Below are 22,330 nucleotides of genomic sequence, written 5' to 3' on the forward strand. Positions count from 1 at the left end.
AGTCGCCGCGCACCGTCCAGTACGGCAGGTCGTAGGCGTTGCCGGTCGAGAACGCCGTGGTGCCGGCCCAGATCGGCTGCTGCTGCAGCGTGGCGACGTCGGTGGTGTCGGAGTTGAAGCCGGTGATGAAGAGCGCGGGCACGTCGGCGAGGATCTGCCCGGCCTGCTCGGTCGAGAGCTCGGCCATGTCGCCTCCGGGGTTGTACGGTTCGAGGCTGTGCTGCTCGACGAGCGGTGCCGGGGTGAAGCCCAGCTCGCCGAGGGTGTGGGGCAGACCGCTGTCTTCGAAGAGCAGGTAGGGCGTGCCCTCGGCCGTGACGGTGAGCACCGCGACGGGGACGGCGGGAACAGTGATGGCGTCCTTCACCTCGGCGACGCGCTTGTCGTACTCCGCGACGGCGCGGTCGTAGTCGTCGTCGCGGCCGAGCACGTCGCCCGCGATGAACGAGTACTGCTGCTGCCAGGTGTCGAGGTCTTTGCCGACGATGACGGTGGGCGCGATCTGCGAGAGCTGGTCGTAGGCCTTCGTCGCGAGGCCGTTCGGCAGGCCGAGCCCGCCGGCGAGGATGAGGTCGGGTTCCAGTTCGAGAATCGCCTCGAGGTCGAAGCCGTCCATGCCCCAGGTGATGAACTCGGTGCCGTGCTGCTCGGGGGCGTCGCCCCAGAGTTCGGAGAACGCCGGATCGTAGTCGAAGTCTTCGGAGGTGGTCGCGACGACGGGCACGTCGAGGTCGTAGAGGTAGCCCGCGAGGGCGTAGTTGAGCACGACGACCCGCTGGGGCTCTGCCGGCACGGTGATTTCGCCCTGCTCGGTCTGCACTACCCGCTCTTGCGCGCTCTGCTCCTCGGAGGCGGCTGCGGAGGGCGCCTCCGCCGTTCCCGACGAGCAGCCGGTGAGCACCAGCGAGGCGCCGATGAAGAGCGCGGCGAGGGCGGAGAGGGAGGCGGAGGTTCGTGACCGCAGTGGCATGGAGGCTCTCTTCAAAGGGCGGGGATTCTTCGCCGCGACGATCGCGGCGAAGATCCGATGTACGGTAAAATTCTGGCTTGGTAAGGCAACACTTACCTTAATCAGACTATTGGGGAGCCCGCCGAACGACGAGCACCAACCCGACACCGCAGCCGCACCGAGACGACATGGATGACCGGAAGACCGAGGGGGATCGCATGCCGCACACCCGACTCTTCGACGTGGTGCCCGAGAACTCCGTGCGCTTCCTCGGCCACGACACCCACACGCACCCGGTGCCGCACCTCATCCACGTCGTGAGCGGCACCGCCGACCTCGTCGTCGACGGCGCCCCCGTGCACCTCGATGCGAAGGAGAACCTCTGGCTCGCGGCCGACGTACCCCACTCCGCGCAGTACGCCCCCGACAGCGTGGTGCTCGGCCCATTCCTCTCCCCCGGCACGACGCCGCCGGTGCCGATGCGCGTGCTCGGCGTGGTGCCGCGGCTCACCGAGATCGCACGCATGATCCTCGGGGCCTCCCCCCGCACCGACGCCCAGATCCGCGTCTTCCGCGAGGCGCTCGACGAGGTGCTGCTCGACCTCGACGCCCCCTACTTCGCGCTGCGCATGCCCACCCACCCCGTCGCCCGCGAGGTGGCCCGCGCGGCCGTCGCGAGCGATCTGACGCTCGAGCGTCTCGCCGCGAGGCGGCGCACGAGCGTGCGCCACGTGCAGCGCCTGTTCCGGGACGAGACCGATCTGCCGTTCACGAACTGGCGGGCGCGGGCCAAGCTCAACGTCGCCATCAGCAGACTGCGCGCGGGCGACAGCGTGCCGGCCGCCGCGCACTACGCCGGCTACGCTTCCCGGGCGAGCCTGCTGAAGTCGCTGAGCCGGGAGTCCGGGGTGGCGCAGCGCCTGCTGGCCGACGACCCGCTCACCGCGCTCGAGACCCGCGCCACCGGAGCGTGATCCGCTTCTCCCGCGACGGCGACGGCTGTGCCAGAGTAGGTCCATGACCTCCTCAGCGTCGCACGCGGGCACGCCGCTGCGCATCATGCTCGGCCTCGGTTCGGTGCTCGCGGGCACCGCCCTGTTCCTCGCGCCGCTGTCGCCGCAGGCCATCGCGGTCGTCACCGGCGCGGCGCTGCTGCTCACGGGTGTCGTGCTGCTGCTGCGCACCCGCCGCGACCGCGCGACCGGCTCGGGCCGGATCTCGCGCACGGGTCTAGCGCTCGCGGTCCTCGTCATGCTCCTCGGGGCCGTCATCGCGATCTGGCCCGCGGGCGGCGCTCCGGGCCTCGCGTTCCTCATCGGCGCCGCGCTCGTCGCGCACGGGCTGTTCTCGGCGGTGCGGGCGCTCCGCTCGGACGCCCCCGACCGCGCCTCCGACCTCATCGCGGCGGTCGCGACGGCCGCGTTCGGCGCGCTCACCTTCACCTGGCCGGTGCTCACCCTCGCGGTGTTCCGCTACGGGGTGGGCGCCTGGTTCGTGTTCTTCGGGCTGCGCACGCTGATCGAGCTGATCCCCCGCCGGCGCTCCCGTCGCGGTGATGCGGCGGATCGCGAGACCGACACCGGGGGCGGCGCCGTGCGCCCGTCGCGGGCACGGCGCTGGACGCGCGCCCTCGGCTCGGTGGCGGCGCTCGCGCTCGCGCTCCTCCTCGCCTACGGCAGCGGCACGATCCTCGGCGGCGCCCCGCTCCCGGAGCCCGGTCGTTTCTACGCCGCGCCCGCCGAGGTCCCGAGCGAGCCCGGCCGGCTGCTGCGCGCGGAACCCCTCACCACCGGGGTGCCCGCGGGAGCACAGGCGTGGCGGATCCTCTACACGACCACCCACCCGGACGGGTCGCCGGCCGTGTCGAGCGGCACCGTCATCGCCCCGAAGCAGCTCGGCGACGAGCCGCTCCCCCTGCTCACCGTCGCGCACGGCACCACCGGCGTCGTGCCGAAGTGCGCACCCTCGCTGAGCGCCGCCCCCTTCGCCGACGGCGCGGGCACCGCGCTCGCCGAAATGGTCACGCAGCACGGCTGGGCCGCCGTCACCTCCGACTACATCGGGCTCGGCACCCAGGGCACCCACCCCTACCTGATCGGCGACGCAGAGGCCCGCAACGTGCTCGACGCGTCGCGCGCCGTGCAGCAGCTCGATCAGCTCGAGACCACCACCGACACGGTGGTCTGGGGCCACTCGCAGGGCGGGCAGGGCGCGCTGTGGACGGGCCAGATCGCGGGCGACTACGCCCCCGAGCTCACCGTGAAGGGCGTTGCCGCGTTCGCGCCGGCCGCCGACCTCTACGGCCTCGCCGAGGCCGACAAGACCGACGCGGCGGGCAAGACCGTGTCCGCCTACATCGCGGCCACCTGGGACCGCATCTACCCCGAGCTCGAGCTCGAGCGGCACCTCCCCCCTCCCCCCCCCCCGGGTCGGCCGGCGGTGTCGAGAAGATCGAGGATCTCTGCTTCAACGGCGACGACGTGCTCGCCGCCATCCTGCGGGGCTCGCAGGTGCCGAACCAGATCTTCCCCGACAGCGTCCTCGCCGGCGAGTTCGGCGACCGGCTCAAGGCGCAGGATCCCACGGGTCCCTTCCCCGCGCCCGTCATGGTCGCGCAGGGGCTCGCCGATCCGCTCGTCAAGCCCGACATGCAGCACGACTGGGTCGCCGCGCGCTGCGGGGCGGGCGAGCAGATCGACTACCGCACCTTCCCCGGGCTCAGCCACAACACGCTCGTCGCCGCCGACTCGCCGCTCACCCCGCAGATCGTGCAGTGGACGCTCGACCGCTGGAACGGCGCCCCCGCCACCCCCAACTGCGACGACCTGCCGGGGTGATCTCGCGGGCTCGTCATCGCGTCGTCGGCTCACGAGACGGCGCCGGGAACCGACGGGTCCGGTTCGCGCGCCGAGCGCACGAACCGGACCCGCCCGTCATGGTTCCCTCCGGGAGAACGCAGCGGGGCGCTAGACCCGCGTGAACCGGCGGACTCCGAGAAGAGTCGCGCCCGCCAGGAGAAGCGCTCCGCCCAGCGCACCCAGGAACGGTACCAGCGGGTCGCCCGTGGAGGCGAGCGGTTTCGCGGGGCTGCCGCCCGAGGGGCCCGCTCCGGGATCGGCCGGCGTGCGCGAAGTCAGCGGATGCTCGGTTTCCTCCTCCGGGGGGACGAGGGGTTCGCCGGGGATCGGCGGACCGGTCGGATTCCCCGGATCGGGAACCTGCGGGGTCGCAGCGCCGGTGAGCAGGTTGTGCAGGCTGACGTTCGCAGCATCGGGGTGCACCGTCACCGAATACGTGACCGTGACGGTCTCGCCCGGTCGCAGCGCCCCGGCCCAGGCGAGCGTATCGCCCGTGCGGGTCGGAGCGACGACAGGCGTTCCGTCGATCTCTGCGATGGCGTCGTCGTTGAAGTGCGCGTGCACGACGACCCCGGAGAGGTCATCGGTCAGGGTCGCGGGGTCGAGCAGAGTCGCCCCGATGTTCGTGCCGGTCAGGGTGTAGGTGATAGTCTCCCCGGGATCCACCTCGGTTCCCGACGCCGGATCCGCTCCCTTCGAGATCTCGAAACCGGGCACGGGGTGGTGAGTCGTCACCGCGGGAGGCTCGATGGGACTGGGCGGCTCGCCGGGAGAGCCGGGAGGCGTGCCCGACCCGGTGACCCTGTTCTCGAGAGTCTCGCCCTCGACGCCCTCGTTCACGATCACGGAGTAGGTGATCGTCACCCGCTGGCCGACCTGCAGCACACCCGTCCAGCCCAGGCTCTCGCTCCCGATAACGGCATCGGGAGCGCCCGGCACCGGGGTGCCGTCGGGGTTCGCGACGACGGTGCGCAGATCGTTCGGATACTCGGCGAATGCGAAGACCCGCGACAGGTCGTCGCTGATCACGACAGGATCGAGCACGGTGTCGCCGGTGTTGATACCGGTCACCGTGTAGGCGATCGCGGCGCCGGGCTGCACCGAGACGCCCGAGGCGGGGTCCGAGTGCTTCGTCAGCTCGAAACCGGGATCGGGCAGCGCGATGTCCGGGGCGGCGCATGAGGCGAGGTCTACGAGATCGCCGTCGACACCCGTCATGTCCACGAGCGAACCGGTGGGTGCGAAGGTGACGGAGTCCCGCATCACGTTCCGGTTGCCGGCCTGGGTGATCATCGCCCCGCCCTCGGTGAAGGCGACACCGTTGACCCGGGGCACGAGCACGGGAGACACGAGCGTCAGATGTTCTGGCACCTGGATCGTCGGCACCTTCAGCGGGTCGCTCTCATCGCCTCGGACGCCGTCACCCGGCCGACCGGACTGGCGCCCGGCCAAGCCCTCGAACTCCGCGCGGTTCAGCTGCACTCGGACGGAGTCTCCCTCGCTGTCGGTGACAACGGCCTGCAGATTGCCGTCAGCGTCGAAGGCGAAGTCGCCGTTCAGATCGTTGGCGACATTCGAGAGCGCGGCCGGAACGGGGAAGTCGACGTGGGCGACCTCGCCCGCCGAGGGCTCCATCGCGCCATCGGTGGTGGAGACGGCCCGGTAGAGATGGAATCGGCGCTTCTCGGGGTCGCTGCCGCCGTTCTCGAGCGGCGCCTGGGAGAAGTAGGCGAAGTAGTAGTGACCCGAGAGCTGGTCGACGGCACCGCCCACCACGTATCCGGCGACGGGGCTGTTCAACGACATCGCCGGATAGGCGAGGTGCAGCTTGGGGAAGCCGTCGTGGGGATCGGAGTAGTGGTAGACGTCCACCACCGGCTCGGTCACCCCGGCTTGCCCGTACACGCCGCGCTGGTCGATGAACCAGACGTCGCCGTTCTGCGCCGTGCCGAGAGCGTTCAGGTAGTGGGTCGACGGAACCGCTCCGCCGGTGCTCCCGTCGTAGGTGTTCTTCTGCGTGCTGCCGAGGCCCGATACGCTCAGCGGCTGGTCCGCGTCGATCGGGGTCAGGGCGGGGTTGATGGTTCCGTCGGCGCCGAAGGTGGCCTTCTTGATCGAGAGCTCGGTGGCGTCGGCTCCGGATGATCGATCGAGCGTGTAGAAGGTGTCCGGCTCGCACATGCCGTCGAGTGAGGCGTGCGATGGTGCGGCTTCGAGCAGCGGCGTCAGCCCGCCTCCTACGACCGCGAGCGAGAGCGCGAGCGCGGCTACCGCGCTCGTTCGCCTTCGCGAGTGATGTTTCCTTGTCATTCTCGCCTTCCATTCCTCGGGTGCGAGGCAGGCATGCGCGAGTGCGCTGCCCGCCCCGGGTTCATCGGCGGAGTGGGAGACAGCCGGGATTCAGACCGGCTTCCGGATGCGCTCGGCCTGATCGAAGAAGATCTGCACGTCGAGATGCAGCATCCGTGCGATCAGTTCCAGTTCCGAGACGTTGAAAGCGATCGAGGCGTCGAGGCGGTGCAGCACCGTCTCGACGTGCAGTCCGAGCAGGGCCGCCACCGCCGTCGGTTGCACCCGGTGGCGCGCAAGTTCGATTCGGACCGCTGCAGCGACCGCTTTCTCCCACTCCTTACTGTTCACATTTGTGTGCACAGATCGATGATTGCACACATTTGTGTTCAATTCAATCGCGAAGCAATCAGTTTCCTTCAGAGACCGGCAGGCCTCGTGCGGAGAATGCAGTGCGATCGGTATGAGGCCGTGCCGCATCCCGCGGCGCTGACTACTCTTGATGCATGTCAGAACCCGGGAAACGCCGCTCAACGCTCGTGCCGACGCCGTTCGCACGCCACCTGGGCGCGTATCTGAGTCACTTGGTCGCCGGAGCGGGAGGCGACCAGTCGGGCCGCTGGCTCGCCGCGCGAACCGACCGCTCGAACGGCTACTGGGACAAGATCCTGAAGCTTCGGCAGGCCATGACCACCAACGACATCGCGATCGTCGCCCAACTCTTCGGGATCAGCCCGTACGACTTCATCAACGACGCACGAGCCTGGGACGGAGACGAGTCCCAGCCTCGCTGAACGCAGTCCGCACATGAGCCGCGGGGTCTTCGGCGGTCCGACGCATCGCTCGAAGCTCCTTCGCGGGCGCGTCGCCTTCTCCTCATGCGCGGCTGAGGACCGGAGACCGGAGACCGGAGATCAGAAACCGGAAGTGAGATATCAGAGACCGGAGACCGGAGATCAGAGACAGAGATCAGGCGCAGCAGCTCCCGCCGCAGCAGGCCCCGCCCGCTTCGCCGTCGCCCAGCAGATTGAGGATCTCGCGCGTCTCCGCGTCGGCGAAGCCCGCCGCGCCCTGCAGGCCGGCGTTCGGGTCGAGCCCCGCTCGGATCTCGGCCTCCACGGCCTCCGCCGCGACCGACGCCGCTTCCCGATTCTCGCTCATCTTCATTCCTCTCAGGCCCGGTCGCCGTGCTCGTGGTCGTTCTCGTCGGCGCCCGCCGCGCCGCCGTCGCCGGCGCGGAAGCCGAGCACCTGCTCGAACGCCCCCGCGAAGGCTTCGGCGCTCTGCGCGCCCGAGATGCCGTACTTCTGGTCCAGCAGGAAGAACGGCACGCCGTTCACCCCGAGCATACGCGCACGGGTGATGTCCCGCTGCACCGCTTCGCCGTAGCCGTCGTCGTCGAGCGCGGCGAGCACGGCGTCGGGATCGAGACCGACCTCCGCCCCGAGGCGCGCCAGGGTGTGCGGATCGGACATGTCCTCCCCCTCCGAGAAGTAGGCCCGGAAGAGCCGGTCCTGCATCGCCGACTGCGCACCCGACTCGGCGGCGAGGTGCAGGATCCGGTGCGCGCGAGCGGTGTTCGCGTGCTTCACCCTCGAGAAGTCGAACTCGATGCCGTCTGCCGCCGCCAGCTCCGTCATCTGCGCGAGCATCTGCTCCACCTGCGCGGCCGGCATCCCCTTGTGGCGCACGAGGAAATCGACCTCGCTGCCCGAGAAGTCGAGCGGAGTGTCGGGCGCCAGCTCGAAGCTGTGGCTCTCGACCTCGAAGTCGACGTCGGGCCTCTGCTCGCGGAACGCTGCGACGCCCGCCTCGAAGCGGCGCTTGCCGATGTAGCACCAGGGGCAGGCGATGTCGGACCAGATGTCGACCTTGATGGTTCCCGTCATGGTCGGTGCAACCGCGGCGCGGCCCGCACTATTCCGCGGCGGCCCGATTCCCGGGAGACAGGCGGGGTGCGCGATCGGATCAGAGGATCCGCGCCCCCGCCACCGGCCCGGTCACCGTGAGCGCGCGCACCCCCGCGCGGCTCAGCACGCTGCGCAACTCGGCCGCCTCCTGCGCGTCGCCGACCAGGAACGCCACGGTCGGCCCCGACCCGGACACGATTCCCGCGCGTGCGCCCCGCGACTCCCCCAGCTCCAGCAGCTCGGTCAACTCGGGAGCGAGTTTGAGGGCCGCGACCTGCAGATCGTTGTGCATCGCTTCGGCCAGCGAGTCGGCGTCGCCCACCCGCACCGCCTGCAGCACGGCCGTGTCGACCTTCACCTGATCGGGCTGCCGGCCGAGATCTCGCAGGTGCGCGTCGCGATGGCGATCGAGCGCCCGGTACACCACCGGCGTGCTGAGACCGGCCTCCGAGAGCGCGAGCACCCAGTGGAATGTGCCCTTCGCGAGCGCGGGGCTGAGCTCATCGCCCCTCCCCGTGCCCACCGCGGTGCCGCCCTCGAGCGCGAACGGCACGTCGGCGCCGAGCTCTGCGGCGAGCGGCAGCAGGCCCGAGCGGCCGAGCTCGGTGCCCCACAGCTCGTCGCAGGCCACGAGCGTCGCTGCGGCGTCGGCCGACCCGCCGCCCATGCCGCCGGCGATCGGCACCCATTTGAACACCGTCAGGTCGACGCCGCCCGCGTATCCCGTGCGCTCGGCCAGCAGCCGTGCAGCGCGGATCGCGAGGTTCGTGTCGTCGGTCGGCAGCGCGCCGCCGTCGATCGGACCGGTGAATCGCACCGAGAAGCCGTCGGACGGCGCAGCCGTCACCTCCTCGAACAGCGACACCGCCTGATACAGCGACGCCACGTCGTGGTATCCGTCGCTCTGCAGCGCGCCCACGCGGAAGAACACGTTGATCTTGCCCGGCGCCCGCACCGTGATCGATCGCCCCCGAATCGCGCTCATGGTTACACGCTAGCGCACCCCGGAGCGCCCCAGATGCACGCGGGCGATCGCGAGGAACTCGTCGATGCGGAGCTGCTCGGCGCGGGCGGTCGGGGCCACCCCCGCCGCCTCGATCGTCTCGACCGCGACGTCGAGCGGGCCGAGCACGGGCTGCAGCGCCTGGCGCAGCATCTTGCGCCGCTGCGCGAACGCCGCGTTCACCAGCTCGAAGGTGCGACCGCGCTCCCCCTCGTCGCCCCGCGGCTCGGCGAAGCGCTCGTACCCGACGAGCACCGAGTCGACGCCCGGCACCGGCCAGAAGATGCGGCGGCTCACGGTGCCCGCGATCCGCCACTCCCCGTACCAGGCGGCCTTCGCGCTCGGGGCGCCGTACTCCTTCGAACCGGGGCCCGCCGCGATGCGGTACCCCACCTCGGCCTGCACCATCACGAGGCCCCGGCGCAGGCCCGGCACCAGCTCGAGCAGATGCATGAGGATCGGCACCGACACGTTGTAGGGCAGATTCGCGACCAGCACCTCGGGGGGCGCCGGGGCGGCCCCGAGCATCTCGGCGCTCAGCTCGAGAGCATCGGTGTGGATGACGCGCAGGCGCGGGGCCGCGGCGCCCGCGAAGACCTCCGGCTGCATCTGCCGGGCCGTGTTCAGCAGCTCGACCGCGAGACGACGATCGATCTCGATCGCCGTGACGTCGGCGCCCGCCTCGGTGAGACCGAGGGTGAGCGATCCGAGTCCAGGCCCGATCTCGATGACGCGGTCGCCCGCCTCGACGCCGGCGAGGCGCACGATCTTGCGCACCGTGTTGGGGTCGATGACGAAGTTCTGCCCCAGCTTCTTGGTGGGCGAGACGCCGAAGCGCTCGGCGAGGTCGCGCACCTCGTTCGGCCCGAGCAGGCGCGCGGCGCCCGCGTTCTGCTCCGAGGGCAGCGGCGGCTCAGTCATCGTCGCCGGCGTCCCACGCGCCGTACACGCGCTCGGTGTTCACCGCGAGGCGCGCGCAGACGTCGTCGAGGGGCTCATCGAGCGTCTCGGCCATGCGGCGCACCGTGTGCGGCAGCAGGTAGGGCGCGTTGGGCCGCCCGCGGAACGGCTCGGGGGTGAGGAACGGGGCGTCGGTCTCGGCGAGCACGAGCTCGGGCCGCGCCACCGTGAGCGCCTCGCGCAGCGCCGGCGCGTTCTTGAAGGTCGAGGTGCCCGAGAACGACATGTACCATCCGTGCTCGTTGCAGACGCGCGCGAGCCGCGCGTCGCCCGAGAAGCAGTGGAACACCGTGCGCTCGGGCGCACCCACCCGCAGCAGCGTCGCCACGACCTCGTCGTGCGCGTCGCGATCGTGGATCTGCAGGGCGATGCCGTTGGCCTTCGCGATCTCGATGTGCGTCTCGAACGACTCGATCTGCGCCGCGCGGCCGTCCTCGCCGGTGCGGAAGAAGTCGAGGCCGGTCTCACCGACCGCCCGCACCCGGGGCTGCGCGGCGAGACGCGCGATCTCCGAGAGGTGCGAGCTCAGCAGTCCCTCGGCGAAGAGGCGGGGCGCCTCGTTGGGGTGCAGCGCGACCGCGGCGAGCACACGAGGGTCGCTCGCCGCGAGCTGCGCGCTCCAGCGGCTCGTCTCGAGATCGGTGCCGACCTGCACGATGCCGCGCACGCCCGCCGACACCGCCCGCGCCAGCGAGTCGAGCGGATCGAGCTGGTCGACCCCGTCTTCGAACTCGAGGTGGGCGTGGTTGTCGTAGACCGGGATCGGCAGCGGCTCGGGGGTCGCGGGGCGGGTCAGGTCGCGCGTCTGCGATCCCTTCCCAGTGCCCCCGGTCGCCTGGGGCGCCGCCCGCTTGCGCAGGCCGCCCGCCGGCACCTCGGCGCCGGTCACTTGCCCTCGCCCTCCGTCTCGATGCGCGGGAACAGGGCGGCGAGCGCCTGCTGCTCGGTGCCCGCGGCGAGCCGACCCCAGCGGCCGGCCTCGCGGATCGGCTGCTCGGCGAGCGCGCCCAACTGCTGCTCGGCGCCCAGTGCGGTCCACAGCTTCGCGGCGGCCTGCGGAATGACCGGGGCGAGCAGCTCGGCCAGCACGCGCAGCCCCTCGGTGGTCGTGTAGAGCACGGCGGCGAGGCGGTCGCGCTGCTCGGGATCCTTCGCCAGAGCCCACGGCTCCTGCTCGGTGATGTAGCCGTTGAGGGCGTCGACCAGCTCCCAGACCGCCGCGATCGCCTCGTGGATCGCGAAGGCGGAGATGCGCTCGTCGGCGCGGGCGGTCACGTCGGCGGCGAGCTCGCGGATCGCGGCGTCGGCGGGCTGCTCGTCGGCCGAGACCGCCGCGGCCGGCACGCGGCCCGCGAAGTACTTCTTGTTCATCGCGAGCACGCGGCTGGCGAGGTTGCCGAAACCATTGGCGAGCTCTGCCTGATAGCGGGCCGACAGGTCTTCCCAGCTGAAGGAGCCGTCGTGGCCGAACGAGATCGCGCGCATGAAGTAGTAGCGGAACGCGTCGGAGCCGAAGGTGTCGGTGATCTCGTTGGGCGCGATGCCGGTGAGCTTCGACTTCGACATCTTCTCGCCGCCCACCAGCAGCCAGCCGTGCGCGAACACGTTGCGCGGCACCTCGAGCCCCGCCGCCATCAGCATGGCGGGCCAGATCACCGCGTGGAAGCGCAGGATGTCCTTGCCCACGATGTGGGTCGCGGGCCAGCGTCGCTCGAACTGCTCGGGATCGGATCCGTAACCCGTGGCGGTGACGTAGTTGAGCAGCGCGTCGAACCACACGTAAGTGACGTGCGACGAGTCCCACGGGATGGGGATGCCCCAGTCGAACGAGGTGCGCGAGATCGACAGGTCTTCGAGGCCCTGCTGGACGAAGGCGATGACCTCGTTGCGCGCGCTCGCGGGCTGCACGAAGTCGGGGCGCTCCTCGTAGAGCGCGAGCAGGCGCTCCTGGAAGGCGCTCATCTTGAAGAAGTAGTTCTTCTCCTGCAGCAGCTCGAGCGGCTTCGAGTGGATCGCGCACACCTTCTCGCCTTCGAAGGCGCCCTCGCCGTCGACGATCTCGCTCTTCGGCTTGAACTCCTCGCAGCCCACGCAGTACAGCGCCTCGAACTCGCCGGCGTAGACGTGGCCGTCGTCGTGCAGCTTCTGCAGGAACTTCGCGACGCCCTCCTCGTGCCGGGCGTCGGTGGTGCGGATGAAGTCGTCGTTCGAGAGGTCGATCGTGCCGAGCAGGGGCTTCCACGCCGACTCGACCAGGCGATCCGCCCACTCCTTCGGCGCGACGCCGTTCGCGGTGGCGGTGCGCAGGATCTTCTGACCGTGCTCGTCGGTGCCCGTGAGGAACCAGGTGTCGTCGCCCGCCTGCCGGTGCCACCGCGCCAGCACGTCAGCCGCCACCTCGGTGTACGCGTGCCCGATGTGGGGCGCGTCGTTCACGTAGAAGATGGGGGTGGTGATGGAGAACGAGGAGGGCTGTGCCTGCTGGTCGAGTGCCATGGGTTCCATTCTATTGGGAACCGCAGACGCGCTCGTCCGTGTTACACCCGCGCCGCCACCAGGGTCTCGGGCTCGTGCCGCACCGGGAAGTTCACCGAGTTCGCGATGAAGCAGACCTTCCGGGCCTCGGCGTGGGCCGCGCGGGCCGCCTCGACCATCGAGGCGTCGGCGACCGTGACCCGCGGCCTCAGCAGCACCTCGGTGAAGGCGCCTCCCAGCCCCTCCTGCCGCATCGTGCCCACCGCGTCGTCGGTGTAGGCGGTGACCACCACGCCCGCGCGCACCGCCATGTGCAGGTACGACAGCATGTGGCACTGCGCGAGCGCGGTGACGAGCAGCTCCTCGGGGGTTCCACCGGTCGGCGTCGCCGTGGAAGGTGCGATCCGCCGACCCCTCGAGCTCGGCCTTGCCCTCGGCCCGGATCAGCAGCTGCCTGCCGTACTCGCGGTAGCCGCTCGTGCCCGCGCCCCGGTTGCCCGTCCACTCGATCTCGACCCGGTACTCGTGCAGATCCTTCACACCCTCACCCTAACCCCGCGCCGGCTCCCCCGCCGCCCCGTCTGGCAGCCTCAGGACGCTCCCCGTCGCCCCCCCCTTCCGGCCCCTTCCGGCGACTCCCGGCCGCTCCGACCGCTCCGGCCGCCACGGCCGCCACGGCGCGCGGCCGTCCCAGGCCGGCGAGAGTAAGATCGTGTGCATGAGCGAAGAAGCGACCGTCATCGAATCGTCCGTCCCCCAGAAGCGTCTCGTCGTCACCGAGATCCCGGGTCCCCGCTCACGAGAGATCCACGAGCGCCGCCGCGCGGTCGTGCCGCCCGGCGTGCACAGCGTGCTGCCCGTCTACATCGAGCGCTCGCACGACTCGATCCTGGTCGACGTCGACGGCAACCACCTCGTCGACGTCTGCGGCGGCATCGGCGTGACCACCATCGGCCACACCGACGGGGCCGTCGTCGCGGCCGCCACCGAGCAGCTGAACAAGGTCACCCACACCCTCTTCACCATGACCCCCTACGAGCCGTACGTGCAGGTCGCCGAGCACCTCGCCAAGCACGTGCCCGGCTCCACCCCCGAGAACCCCTACAAGACTCTGCTCATGAACTCGGGCGCGGAGGCCGTCGAGAACGGCGTCAAGATCGCCCGCAAGCACACCGGCCGCCCGGGCATCGCCGTGCTCGAGCACGCCTACCACGGCCGCACCATGCTCACGAGCAGCATGAACCACAAGGCGGCGCCCTACGCGCTCGGCTACGGTCCGCGCGCGGGCGACATCTACAAGGCCCCCAACTCGTACCCGCTGCACGACGGGCTGAGCGGCGCCGAGGCCGCGGCGCGCACGATCGCCCACCTCGAGAAGGTGGCCGGGGCCGAGGATCTCGCCTGCCTCGTCGTCGAGCCGATCCAGGGCGAGGGCGGCTTCATCGTTCCCGCCGACGGCTACCTCCCGGCGCTCGCCGAGAGGTGCCGGGCGAACGGCATCGTGTTCATCGCCGACGAGGTGCAGGCGGGCATGGCGCGCACCGGTACCGTCTTCTCGATCGAGCAGTTCGGCGTCGAGCCCGACATCGTGCTCTCGGCCAAGGGCATCGCGGGAGGCCTGCCCCTCGCGGGCATCACCGGCCGTGCCGAGATCATGGACGGCTCGCAGCCCGGCGGCCTCGGCGGCACCTTCGGGGGCAACCCGGTGTCGTGCGCCGCCGCCGTCGCCGTCTTCGAGCAGATCGAGCGCGAGAACCTGCTGGGCGAGGCGAAGCGCATCGAGGCCTCCTTCACGGCCGGCCTGAACCGCCTCGCCGAGAAGTACGACAGCATCGCCGAGGTGCGCGGCCGCGGCGCGATGCTCGCCATCGAGGTGGTCAAGCCGGGCACGCTCGAGCCTGATTCGAAGCTCGTGGCGCAGGTGATCGACTTCGCGGCCTCGCAGGGCGTGGTGCTGCTGAGCACCGGCATCCACAACCAGGGCATCCGCTTCCTGCCGTCGCTCAAGATGAGCGACGAGCTCATCGACGACGTCATCGGCGTGCTCGACGAGGCCTTCGCGGCCGCGTAGCCGGATCGCCGCGCGCCCCGTCTCGTCGCGTGGCTTCCCGTAGCGCCGCATCCCGTAGCGCCGCGTCCCGCTGCGCCGCCGAGCGCATCGAACCCCGCCGCCTCATCGCGAGGCGGCGGGGTTCCGCGTTTCAATCCCGCGAGACGGCGCCCCCGCGTGCTCCGCACCCCGTACCGTGCCCTCGCCCGCGCATCCCAAGCGTGGCGAAAGGCGGATTTCGCATGGATCCGCCCCGTCTCGGGTGCGATACCCGCCTTTCGAGGCCATCGAGAATGGCGGGCGAAGCGCGAGCCAAGCGCGGGCGCGCCGCAGGCGCGAAGCGCGGCCTAGCCGGTGATCTCGAGGCCCGACGCCTCGAAGCTGCCGGTGTCGACCACGTCTCCGACGGCGTGCACGTCGATCACGATGACGGTCACGTTGTCGCGGCCGGCGTTGTCGAGCGCCTGCTGCACGAGCGTGCGCGCCGCCTCCTCGGCGGTCGGCTGCGAGGCCAGGTAGTGCTGGATGCCGATGTCGGTGAGCTCCTTCGTGAGCCCGTCGGAGCAGATGAGCAGGCGCTGGCCTGGGATGAGGGCGAGCGACGTGTAGTCGGGGATGGGCGCCTCGTTGAACCCGACCGCGCGTGTGATTACGTTGGCGTGGGGGTGCACCTCGGCTTCCTCCTCGCTGATGGCACCGGTGTCGATGAGGTGCTGCACCACGGAGTGGTCGACGGTGATCTGGCTGAGCGCTCCCTTGAAGTACTGGTAGACGCGGGAGTCCCCGATATTGAAGACGCGCCACGTGGGCTCGTCCTCGGCGGTCAGGCACACGCCCGTGACAGTGGTGCCGGCGCCGAGCTCGGTCTCCCCCGCGTCGAGCTCGATGTCGTCGACGGCGTCGCCGAGCAGCTCGTCGATGTCGCGCTCGGTCACGTTCTCGGTGCCGCCCAGTTCGGCGAGCCGGCGCACGACGGCAGCCGATGCGATCTCGCCGGCCGAATGGCCGCCCATGCCGTCGGCGACCGCGAAGATCGGGGGGATCGTGACGTAGCTGTCCTGGTTGGTGTCGCGTCGCCGCCCGACGTCGGTCAGCCCGAACCATGAGAGCTCGATCTCGAGGTCGGAGTCTTTGCGGTAGCGCAGACGTCGCCGCGACGCGTTCTCACCGCGCGCGGTCACTGCTTCCACCTCCGAGACACCCGAGTATCCTACCGCGCCGCGGTGCGCGCCGCCGATTCGGCGGCCGGCGCACCCAGCTCGGTGACGAGGGTGACGGTGCGCTCGCCGTCGTCGAGGCTCAGCTCGAGGCCCTCGCGCGCGGCCCAGTCGAGCAGCTGGCGGGGGCTGTCGACGCGGGTGCCGGATCGGGCCAGACGACGCACCAGGTCGCCCTTCGCGGCCTTGTTGAAGTGGTTGAGCGCTCGCACCTCGCCGTCGTCGCCGCGCTGGGCGACGTGCAGGAAGTAGCCGACGCCCGAGGGCAGCGGGGCGAGCGCGCCGTAGTCCTTGGAGCGCAGATCGAGCACGAGGCCGGCCTGCGACCAGTCGAGCGCGGCGTGCGCTTCACTCCAGACGCGCTTGAGCGGGGAGCCGAGGCTCGGCAGGCGAGAGCCTGCTGAGAGCCGGTAGGCGGGGATGCGGTCGCCCGCGCCGACGAGCCCGAGCAGCGCCGACTGCACGAGCACGTGGTCGGCGAGCCAGGCCCGCTCGGGGGCGCCGAGCGACACCACGTCGAGGGCGTCGTAGAGCACACCCGTGTACCGCTCGATCGCGGGCAGCACGCCGCTGTCTCCGAGTCGCAGGTTGTGTTGCAGCTCGCCGCGATTCTTGACCCCGAGCTTCAGCGCCTTCGCGGCGGCCTCTTCATCGCCCGCGCTCAGCTGCTCGAGGGCGGCCCGTACGCGGCCGCGGGCATCGTGCAGCTGCTCGTGCCCGCGCAGCTCGGCCGGCTGCAGCGTTCCGTCACCGCCGGTGCGTTTGGTCTCGGAGGGCGGCAGCAGGATCAGCATGGTGCCTCCAGCCTAGTACGCCCGGCAATGGAAAGACCTCGGGGCCCGGACCACCAAAGGTGTTCCGGGCCCCGAGGTCGGGAGCCGACTGACGAGCCTCAGGCCGCGATGCTCGCGCGACCGGCGACGATCGTCACCGTGTCGTGGTCGACCGAGAGGAAGCCCCCCTCGGCGTCGACCGCCACCTTCTCGCCGCCGGCGGTGGTCACGCGCACCTCGCCCTGCGCGAGCAGGGCGAGCAGCGGCTCGTGACCACTGAGAATGCCGATCTCGCCCTCGACCGTCTTCGCGACGACCTGAGCGGCCTCACCCGTCCAGACCTCGCGGTCGGCCGAGACGACACTCACGTTGAGCGCCATGGCTTAGGCCAGATCCTTCTGCATCTTGGCCCAGTTCTCCTCAACGTCCGAGATGCCGCCGACGTTGAAGAAGGCCTGCTCTGCGACGTGGTCGAACTCGCCCTTGCAGATCGCATCGAACGACTCGATGGTCTCCGCGAGGGGAACCGTGGAGCCCTCGACACCGGTGAACTTCTTCGCCATGTAGGTGTTCTGCGAGAGGAACTGCTGGATGCGGCGCGCGCGGGCGACGGTGATCTTGTCCTCTTCGGAGAGCTCGTCGACGCCGAGGATCGCGATGATCTCCTGCAGCTCCTTGTTCTTCTGCAGGATCTGCTTGACGGTGGTCGCCACGCGGTAGTGGTCCTCGCCCAAGTAACGGGGATCCATGATGCGGCTGGTCGAGGTCAGCGGATCGATCGCGGGGTAGAGACCCTTCGATGCGATCTCGCGCGAGAGCTCGGTGGTCGCGTCGAGGTGCGCGAAGGTGGTCGCCGGGGCCGGGTCGGTGTAGTCGTCGGCGGGCACGTAGATGGCCTGCAGCGAGGTGATCGAGTGACCGCGGGTCGAGGTGATGCGCTCCTGGAGCACACCCATCTCGTCGGCGAGGTTCGGCTGGTAGCCCACTGCGGAGGGCATGCGGCCGAGCAGCGTCGACACCTCGGAGCCCGCCTGCGTGAAGCGGAAGATGTTGTCGATGAAGAGCAGCACGTCCTGCTTCTGCACATCGCGGAAGTACTCCGCCATGGTCAGGGCCGACAGGGCGACGCGCAGACGGGTCCCCGGGGGCTCGTCCATCTGGCCGAACACGAGAGCGGTCTTGTCGAAGACGCCGGCCTCGTCCATCTCGTGGATGAGGTCGTTGCCCTCACGGGTACGCTCGCCGACGCCGGCGAACACCGAGACGCCGCCGTGGTCCTGGGCCACGCGCTGGATCATCTCCTGGATCAGAACGGTCTTGCCCACGCCGGCGCCGCCGAACAGGCCGATCTTGCCGCCCTGCACGTAGGGGGTGAGGAGGTCGATCGACTTGATGCCGGTCTCGAAGAGCTGGGTCTTCGACTCGAGCTGGTCGAAGGCCGGGGGGGTGCGGTGGATGCTCCAGCGCTCGCTCACCTCGATGGTCTCGCCCTCGGGGAGGTTGAGCACGTTGCCCGCGACGTCGAACACCTTGCCCTTGGTGACGTCGCCAACGGGGACGGTGATCGAGTCACCGGTGTCGACGACCTCCTGGCCGCGCACGAGGCCGTCGGTGGGCTTCAGTGCGATGGCGCGGACGAGGTTGTCGCCGAGGTGCTGCGCGACCTCGAGCACGAGCTTGAAGGGCTCGGCGCCCTCGCCCATGTCGACGGTGGTCTCGAGAGCATTGTAGACGCCGGGGATCGCGTCGTGCGGGAACTCGATGTCGACGACGGGGCCGGTCACTCGAGCGATCCGCCCGACAACCTTCGTTGCGGCCTCAGTCGCCACTGCGGCGGTTTCGGTCATGTTTCTCTCTCTTCGTGCTTTCTAGCTCGACAGCGCGTCGGCGCCGCCTACGATCTCGGAAATCTGCTGGGTGATCTCGGCCTGGCGAGCGTTGTTCGCGAGGCGCGTGTAGTCGCGGATCAGCGCGTCGGCGTTGTCGCTCGCCGACTTCATCGCCTTCTGCGTCGCGGCATGCTTCGCCGCGGCCGACTCCAGCATGGCGTTGAAGATGCGCGACTCGATGTAGGCCGGCAGCAGCTGGTCGAGCACCGTGTCGGCGTCGGGCTCGAACTCGTACAGCGCCTCGGGGGCCTGGGTCGCCTCGGCGACGCCCTCGACGACCTGCAGCGGGAGCAGGCGGTGCACCTCGGGAACCTGGCTCACCATGCTGATGAGGCGGTTGTAGACGAGGTGGATCTCCTGCGCACCGCCCTCGGCGGCGGGGCGGCCGAAGATCTCGAGCAGAGCCTCGGCGACCTCCTTCGCCGTCTCGAAGGCGGGGTTCTCGGTGTCACCGGTCCACACGCGCTCCGAGGCCCGACGGCGGAAGGAGAAGTACCCCTGGGCCTTACGGCCGATCAGGTAGTACACGATTTCCTTGCCCTCGTCGTGGAGCAGCTCGCTGAGCTCCTCCGCTTCGCGCAGCACCTGCGAGTTGAAGGCGCCCGCGAGGCCGCGGTCGGAGGTGAAGATCACCACTGCCGCCCGCTCGACCTTGTCGGCCTCGACGAGCAGCGGGTGTGCGTTGTTCGAGTGCGTGGCGACTGCGGACACCGCGCGGGTGATCGCGGTGGCGTACGGCGTCGACGCTGCGACGCGGGCCTTAGCCTTCTGAATGCGAGAGGCTGCGATCAGCTCCATCGCACGGGTGATCTTCTTGGTCGTCTGGGCAGAACGAATCTTCTGCCGGTAGACCCGAAGTTGCGCTCCCATGTCTCTCCTGTACTGGTCGGGGCTGGCTGGTCGAGGTGGTTCGGGATCGGCGGGGGCTCGCGCCCCCGCCGGGATCCGTCACTACTTCTTGACGACCAGCTGCTCCTGCTTGATCTCTGCCTCGTCGAGCGCGTCGAACTGCTCGTTCAAGCTCTTGCCGGACGAGGTGCGGAACTCGCTCTTGAACTTCTCGATCTGCGCGGTGATCTCGGCGACGGTGTCGTCGTCGAGCACGTTGGTCGAGCGGAGCGTGTTCAGCGCCTCGGAGTTGCGGCCGAGGTAGTCGAGGAACTCGCGCTCGAAGCGGAGGATGTCCTCGACCGGCACCTCATCGAGGAAGCCGTTGGTACCGGCCCAGATGGAGACGGTCTGCTCCTCGACGGGGTACGGCGTGTACTGCGGCTGCTTGAGCAGCTCGGTGAGGCGTGCACCGCGCTCGAGCTGCTTGCGGCTGGCTGCGTCGAGATCCGAGGCGAACATCGCGAACGCTTCGAGAGCACGGTACTGGGCGAGCTCGAGCTTGAGGGTGCCGGAGACCTTCTTGATCGACTTCACCTGCGCGTCGCCGCCGACTCGCGAGACCGAGATGCCCACGTCGACCGCGGGGCGCTGGTTGGCGTTGAAGAGGTCGGACTGCAGGAAGATCTGGCCGTCGGTGATCGAGATCACGTTGGTCGGGATGTAGGCCGACACGTCGTTCGCCTTGGTCTCGATGATCGGCAGGCCGGTCATCGAGCCGGCGCCCAGCTCGTCCGAGAGCTTCGCGCAGCGCTCGAGCAGGCGGGAGTGCAGGTAGAACACGTCGCCCGGGTAGGCCTCGCGCCCCGGCGGGCGGCGCAGCAGCAGCGACACGGCGCGGTAGGCCTCGGCCTGCTTCGACAGGTCGTCGAAGATGATGAGCACGTGCTTGCCGGCGTACATCCAGTGCTGGCCGATGGCCGAGCCGGTGTAGGGCGCCAGGTACTTGAAGCCGGCGGGATCCGAGGCGGGCGAGGCGACGATGGTGGTGTACTCCATCGCGCCGGCGTCCTCGAGCGCGCCCTTCACCGAGGCGATGGTCGAGCCCTTCTGACCGATGGCGACGTAGATGCAACGCACCTGCTTCGTGGTGTCGCCCGACTCCCAGTTGGCCTTCTGGTTGATGATCGTGTCGATCGCGATCGCGGTCTTGCCGGTCTGGCGGTCGCCGATGATGAGCTGGCGCTGGCCGCGGCCGACGGGGATCATCGCGTCGATCGCCTTGATGCCGGTCTGCAGCGGCTCGTGCACCGACTTGCGCTGCATGACGCCGGGGGCCTGCAGCTCGAGGGCGCGACGGCCCTCGACGCCGGCGATTTCGCCGAGGCCGTCGATCGGGTTGCCGAGGGGATCGACCACGCGGCCGAGGTAGCCCTCGCCCACGGGCACCGAGAGCACCTCGCCGGTGCGGGTGACCTGCTGGCCTTCCTCGATGCCGGTGAACTCGCCGAGCACGACGACACCGATCTCGTTCTCCTCGAGGTTCTGCGCGAGGCCGAGGGTGCCGTCCGCGAAGCGCACCAGCTCGTTCGCCATCACGCCGGGGAGGCCCTCGACGTGGGCGATGCCGTCAGCGGCGTCGACCACGGTGCCGACCTCGGTCTTCTCCGCCTGGGCCGGCTCGTACGACGCTGCGAAGTCATTCAGCGCGTCGCGGATCTCGTCCGGGCTGATTGAGAGTTCTGCCATTTCGTTTCCTCTGTCTGATCCGGAAGCGCCGCCCCCGGGGTGAAAAGTTGTGCCCTATACTGCGAGCTGCTGTCGGAGGTCATCGAGGCGGGCGCGAACGCTGCCGTCGATCACGTCGTCGGCGATCTGGATGCGCACGCCGCCGATGAGCTCGGGGTCGATGACCGTCGTGATCTTCACCGGACGGCCTGCCGACTGCTCGAGCGCGCGGGCGAGCCGCTCCTGCTGAGCCGCCGAGAGCGGGGCCGCCACCGTGACGGTCGCGAGATCGCTGCCGTTCTGGTCGGCGGCGATACGAGCGGCGCTGCGGAGCGAGGCGTCGAGCCTGCGGCCGCGCGGGTTCGCGACGAGGTGGCTCACGACCGCGACCGTGGAGGCCGAGGCCTTGCCCTCGAGCAGGCGCTGCACGAGCCGAACCTTGCCGGCCGGATCGGCGAGCTTGCTGCCGAGGCTGAGCTGGAGCTCGTGGTTGCGGTCGACCAGATCGGCGACCGCGAGCAGATCGTCGGAGAGCGCCGGGTTGGCGAGGCCCTCGGCTCGCAGGCCGAGCTCCTCGACACCGGCGACGAACTCGTCGACGTTCGACCAGCGCGCCTCGACGGCGGCGGTGAGCACGGAGCGCGCGTCAGCGGTGAGCCCGCCGAAGAGCCGTGCCACGACCTGCCCCTTCGCCTCAGCGCTCGCCGAGGCGTCGCCGAGTGCCGAGGCAAGCGCGGGGCTCTCGGCGATCCGATCCGCGACCTGCAGCAGTTCGCCGCCGGTCGCCGGGTCGATTCCCGCCCGCAGCGCGGTGCGCGCCTGGGCCAGTGCTTCGCGTGACGCGCTTCCCATCAGTTCGCCGCCTTCTCGGATGCCTCGAGATCGGCGAGGAAGCGATCGACGAGCGCCGACGCCTTCTGGTCGTCGGTGAGGGTCTCACCGACCACGCTCGAAGCGAGGCCGAGGGCCAGCGAGCCGACGTCCTTGCGCAGCGAGACCACGGCGCTCTGGCGCTCGGCCTCGATCTGCGCCTGGGCGGCCTGCGCGATGCGGGCCTGCTCGGCGTGAGCCTCTTCGCGGGCCTTCGCGCGGATCTTGTCACCGTCGGCGCGGGCGTCCTCGCGGATCACGCCGGCCTCTTCGCGAGCGCTGGCGAGCTGCGCGGTGTACTCCTGCAGCGCGGCCTCCGCCTTCGCCTGAGCCTCGTCGGCCTTGGCGATGTTGCCTTCGATGGCCTCGGCGCGAGCGTCGAGCATCGCCTGCATCTTGGGAAGGAAGACCTTCCAGAATGCGATGAGCAGGATGACGAAGATGACTGCCGACCATACGATGTCGTACGTCGCGGGGAGCAGCGGGTTGTGGTCCGCGGTCTCAGCAGCAACAACGATTGTGTTGATCATC

At 70.1% G+C, this 22,330-nt stretch carries 20 protein-coding genes and 2 pseudogenes; 4 read left to right on the forward strand and 18 right to left on the reverse strand.

The annotated features are described in order from the left end of the window. Positions 1 to 82: 82 nt before the first annotated feature. A pseudogene (locus Leucomu_RS10420) lies at positions 83 to 970 on the reverse strand (ABC transporter substrate-binding protein); the annotation flags it as partial. Positions 971 to 1,137: 167 nt separating this feature from the next. Here Leucomu_RS10420 and Leucomu_RS10425 point away from each other — a divergent pair. Together Leucomu_RS10425 and Leucomu_RS10430 are read left to right on the forward strand one after the other, a co-directional pair. Next, positions 1,138 to 1,923: a helix-turn-helix domain-containing protein gene (locus Leucomu_RS10425; protein ID WP_228407071.1), complete on the forward strand. Its 786-nt coding sequence runs from the start codon at positions 1,138 to 1,140 to the stop codon at positions 1,921 to 1,923. A gap of 43 nt (positions 1,924 to 1,966) precedes the next feature. Then, positions 1,967 to 3,919, forward strand: coding sequence for a lipase family protein (locus Leucomu_RS10430; RefSeq protein WP_228407072.1), 1,953 nt, complete (start codon positions 1,967 to 1,969; stop codon positions 3,917 to 3,919). Here the strand turns inward: Leucomu_RS10430 and Leucomu_RS10435 are convergent. After that, complete coding sequence (locus Leucomu_RS10435) at positions 3,916 to 6,117, reverse strand: DUF7927 domain-containing protein (RefSeq protein WP_128387185.1); 2,202 nt, start codon at positions 6,115 to 6,117, stop codon at positions 3,916 to 3,918. The two genes, Leucomu_RS10430 and Leucomu_RS10435, sit on opposite strands and share 4 nt — an antisense overlap. Before the next feature lie 90 nt (positions 6,118 to 6,207). After that, positions 6,208 to 6,381, reverse strand: coding sequence for a helix-turn-helix domain-containing protein (locus Leucomu_RS15740; RefSeq protein WP_267128414.1), 174 nt, complete (start codon positions 6,379 to 6,381; stop codon positions 6,208 to 6,210). Between the two features lie 221 nt (positions 6,382 to 6,602). Here Leucomu_RS15740 and Leucomu_RS10445 point away from each other — a divergent pair, with 221 nt between their 5' ends. Continuing rightward, positions 6,603 to 6,890 (forward strand): hypothetical protein, encoded by a 288-nt coding sequence (locus tag Leucomu_RS10445; RefSeq protein ID WP_128387187.1) that lies wholly within the window; start codon positions 6,603 to 6,605, stop codon positions 6,888 to 6,890. Between the two features lie 175 nt (positions 6,891 to 7,065). Here the strand turns inward: Leucomu_RS10445 and Leucomu_RS10450 are convergent, their stop codons facing one another. The 7 genes and pseudogenes from Leucomu_RS10450 to Leucomu_RS10480 all read right to left on the reverse strand — a co-directional run bounded on the left by Leucomu_RS10450 (position 7,066) and on the right by Leucomu_RS10480 (position 12,984). Then, positions 7,066 to 7,257: a hypothetical protein gene (locus Leucomu_RS10450; RefSeq protein ID WP_128387188.1), complete on the reverse strand. Its 192-nt coding sequence runs from the start codon at positions 7,255 to 7,257 to the stop codon at positions 7,066 to 7,068. 11 nt (positions 7,258 to 7,268) lie between these two features. Further along, positions 7,269 to 7,985 (reverse strand): DsbA family oxidoreductase, encoded by a 717-nt coding sequence (locus Leucomu_RS10455; protein WP_128387189.1) that lies wholly within the window; start codon positions 7,983 to 7,985, stop codon positions 7,269 to 7,271. A gap of 79 nt (positions 7,986 to 8,064) precedes the next feature. Next, positions 8,065 to 8,991 carry a 4-(cytidine 5'-diphospho)-2-C-methyl-D-erythritol kinase gene (locus Leucomu_RS10460; protein WP_128387190.1) on the reverse strand — a complete coding sequence of 309 codons (927 nt, stop codon included), beginning with the start codon at positions 8,989 to 8,991 and terminating at the stop codon, positions 8,065 to 8,067. A 9-nt stretch (positions 8,992 to 9,000) separates the two neighbouring features. Next, on the reverse strand, positions 9,001 to 9,930 hold the full coding sequence (gene rsmA, locus Leucomu_RS10465; protein WP_128387191.1) for a 16S rRNA (adenine(1518)-N(6)/adenine(1519)-N(6))-dimethyltransferase RsmA: 930 nt from the start codon (positions 9,928 to 9,930) through the stop codon (positions 9,001 to 9,003). Beyond that, complete coding sequence (locus tag Leucomu_RS10470; protein WP_194294547.1) at positions 9,923 to 10,858, reverse strand: TatD family hydrolase; 936 nt, start codon at positions 10,856 to 10,858, stop codon at positions 9,923 to 9,925. Before Leucomu_RS10470 ends, rsmA begins: the two co-directional genes overlap by 8 nt. Then, positions 10,855 to 12,465 carry a methionine--tRNA ligase gene (gene metG, locus Leucomu_RS10475; RefSeq protein WP_128387192.1) on the reverse strand — a complete coding sequence of 537 codons (1,611 nt, stop codon included), beginning with the start codon at positions 12,463 to 12,465 and terminating at the stop codon, positions 10,855 to 10,857. The genes Leucomu_RS10470 and metG overlap by 4 nt, the downstream gene beginning before the upstream one ends. A gap of 41 nt (positions 12,466 to 12,506) precedes the next feature. Beyond that, positions 12,507 to 12,984 (reverse strand): annotated as a pseudogene (locus tag Leucomu_RS10480) (OsmC family protein). A gap of 178 nt (positions 12,985 to 13,162) precedes the next feature. Here Leucomu_RS10480 and Leucomu_RS10485 point away from each other — a divergent pair. Continuing rightward, on the forward strand, positions 13,163 to 14,515 hold the full coding sequence (locus Leucomu_RS10485) for an aminotransferase class III-fold pyridoxal phosphate-dependent enzyme (RefSeq protein ID WP_128387193.1): 1,353 nt from the start codon (positions 13,163 to 13,165) through the stop codon (positions 14,513 to 14,515). Between the two features lie 326 nt (positions 14,516 to 14,841). Here the strand turns inward: Leucomu_RS10485 and Leucomu_RS10490 are convergent, their stop codons facing one another. From Leucomu_RS10490 to Leucomu_RS10525, 8 genes are all read right to left on the reverse strand, one after another. Next, positions 14,842 to 15,675, reverse strand: coding sequence for a PP2C family protein-serine/threonine phosphatase (locus tag Leucomu_RS10490; RefSeq protein WP_017883362.1), 834 nt, complete (start codon positions 15,673 to 15,675; stop codon positions 14,842 to 14,844). A gap of 29 nt (positions 15,676 to 15,704) precedes the next feature. Continuing rightward, entirely contained in the window at positions 15,705 to 16,505 is an 801-nt protein-coding gene (locus tag Leucomu_RS10495) for a YaaA family protein (protein WP_017883363.1), read from the reverse strand. A gap of 98 nt (positions 16,506 to 16,603) precedes the next feature. After that, positions 16,604 to 16,864 (reverse strand): F0F1 ATP synthase subunit epsilon, encoded by a 261-nt coding sequence (locus Leucomu_RS10500; protein ID WP_017883364.1) that lies wholly within the window; start codon positions 16,862 to 16,864, stop codon positions 16,604 to 16,606. Between the two features lie 3 nt (positions 16,865 to 16,867). After that, positions 16,868 to 18,331, reverse strand: coding sequence for a F0F1 ATP synthase subunit beta (atpD, locus tag Leucomu_RS10505; protein WP_031289786.1), 1,464 nt, complete (start codon positions 18,329 to 18,331; stop codon positions 16,868 to 16,870). A 21-nt stretch (positions 18,332 to 18,352) separates the two neighbouring features. Next, positions 18,353 to 19,243: a F0F1 ATP synthase subunit gamma gene (locus tag Leucomu_RS10510; protein ID WP_017883366.1), complete on the reverse strand. Its 891-nt coding sequence runs from the start codon at positions 19,241 to 19,243 to the stop codon at positions 18,353 to 18,355. Positions 19,244 to 19,324: 81 nt separating this feature from the next. After that, positions 19,325 to 20,950 (reverse strand): F0F1 ATP synthase subunit alpha, encoded by a 1,626-nt coding sequence (gene atpA / locus Leucomu_RS10515; RefSeq protein ID WP_017883367.1) that lies wholly within the window; start codon positions 20,948 to 20,950, stop codon positions 19,325 to 19,327. 54 nt (positions 20,951 to 21,004) lie between these two features. Continuing rightward, positions 21,005 to 21,781, reverse strand: a complete 777-nt coding sequence (locus tag Leucomu_RS10520) for a F0F1 ATP synthase subunit delta (protein WP_128387194.1) — start codon at positions 21,779 to 21,781, stop codon at positions 21,005 to 21,007. Continuing rightward, the gene (locus Leucomu_RS10525) at positions 21,781 to 22,329 is read right to left on the reverse strand and encodes a F0F1 ATP synthase subunit B (protein ID WP_017883369.1); all 549 of its coding nucleotides are present in this window, start codon (positions 22,327 to 22,329) and stop codon (positions 21,781 to 21,783) included. The genes Leucomu_RS10520 and Leucomu_RS10525 overlap by 1 nt, the downstream gene beginning before the upstream one ends. Between the last annotated feature and the right edge of the window lies 1 nt (position 22,330).

The organism is Leucobacter muris (genome assembly GCF_004028235.1).
In the GTDB taxonomy this organism is placed as follows: domain Bacteria; phylum Actinomycetota; class Actinomycetes; order Actinomycetales; family Microbacteriaceae; genus Leucobacter; species Leucobacter muris.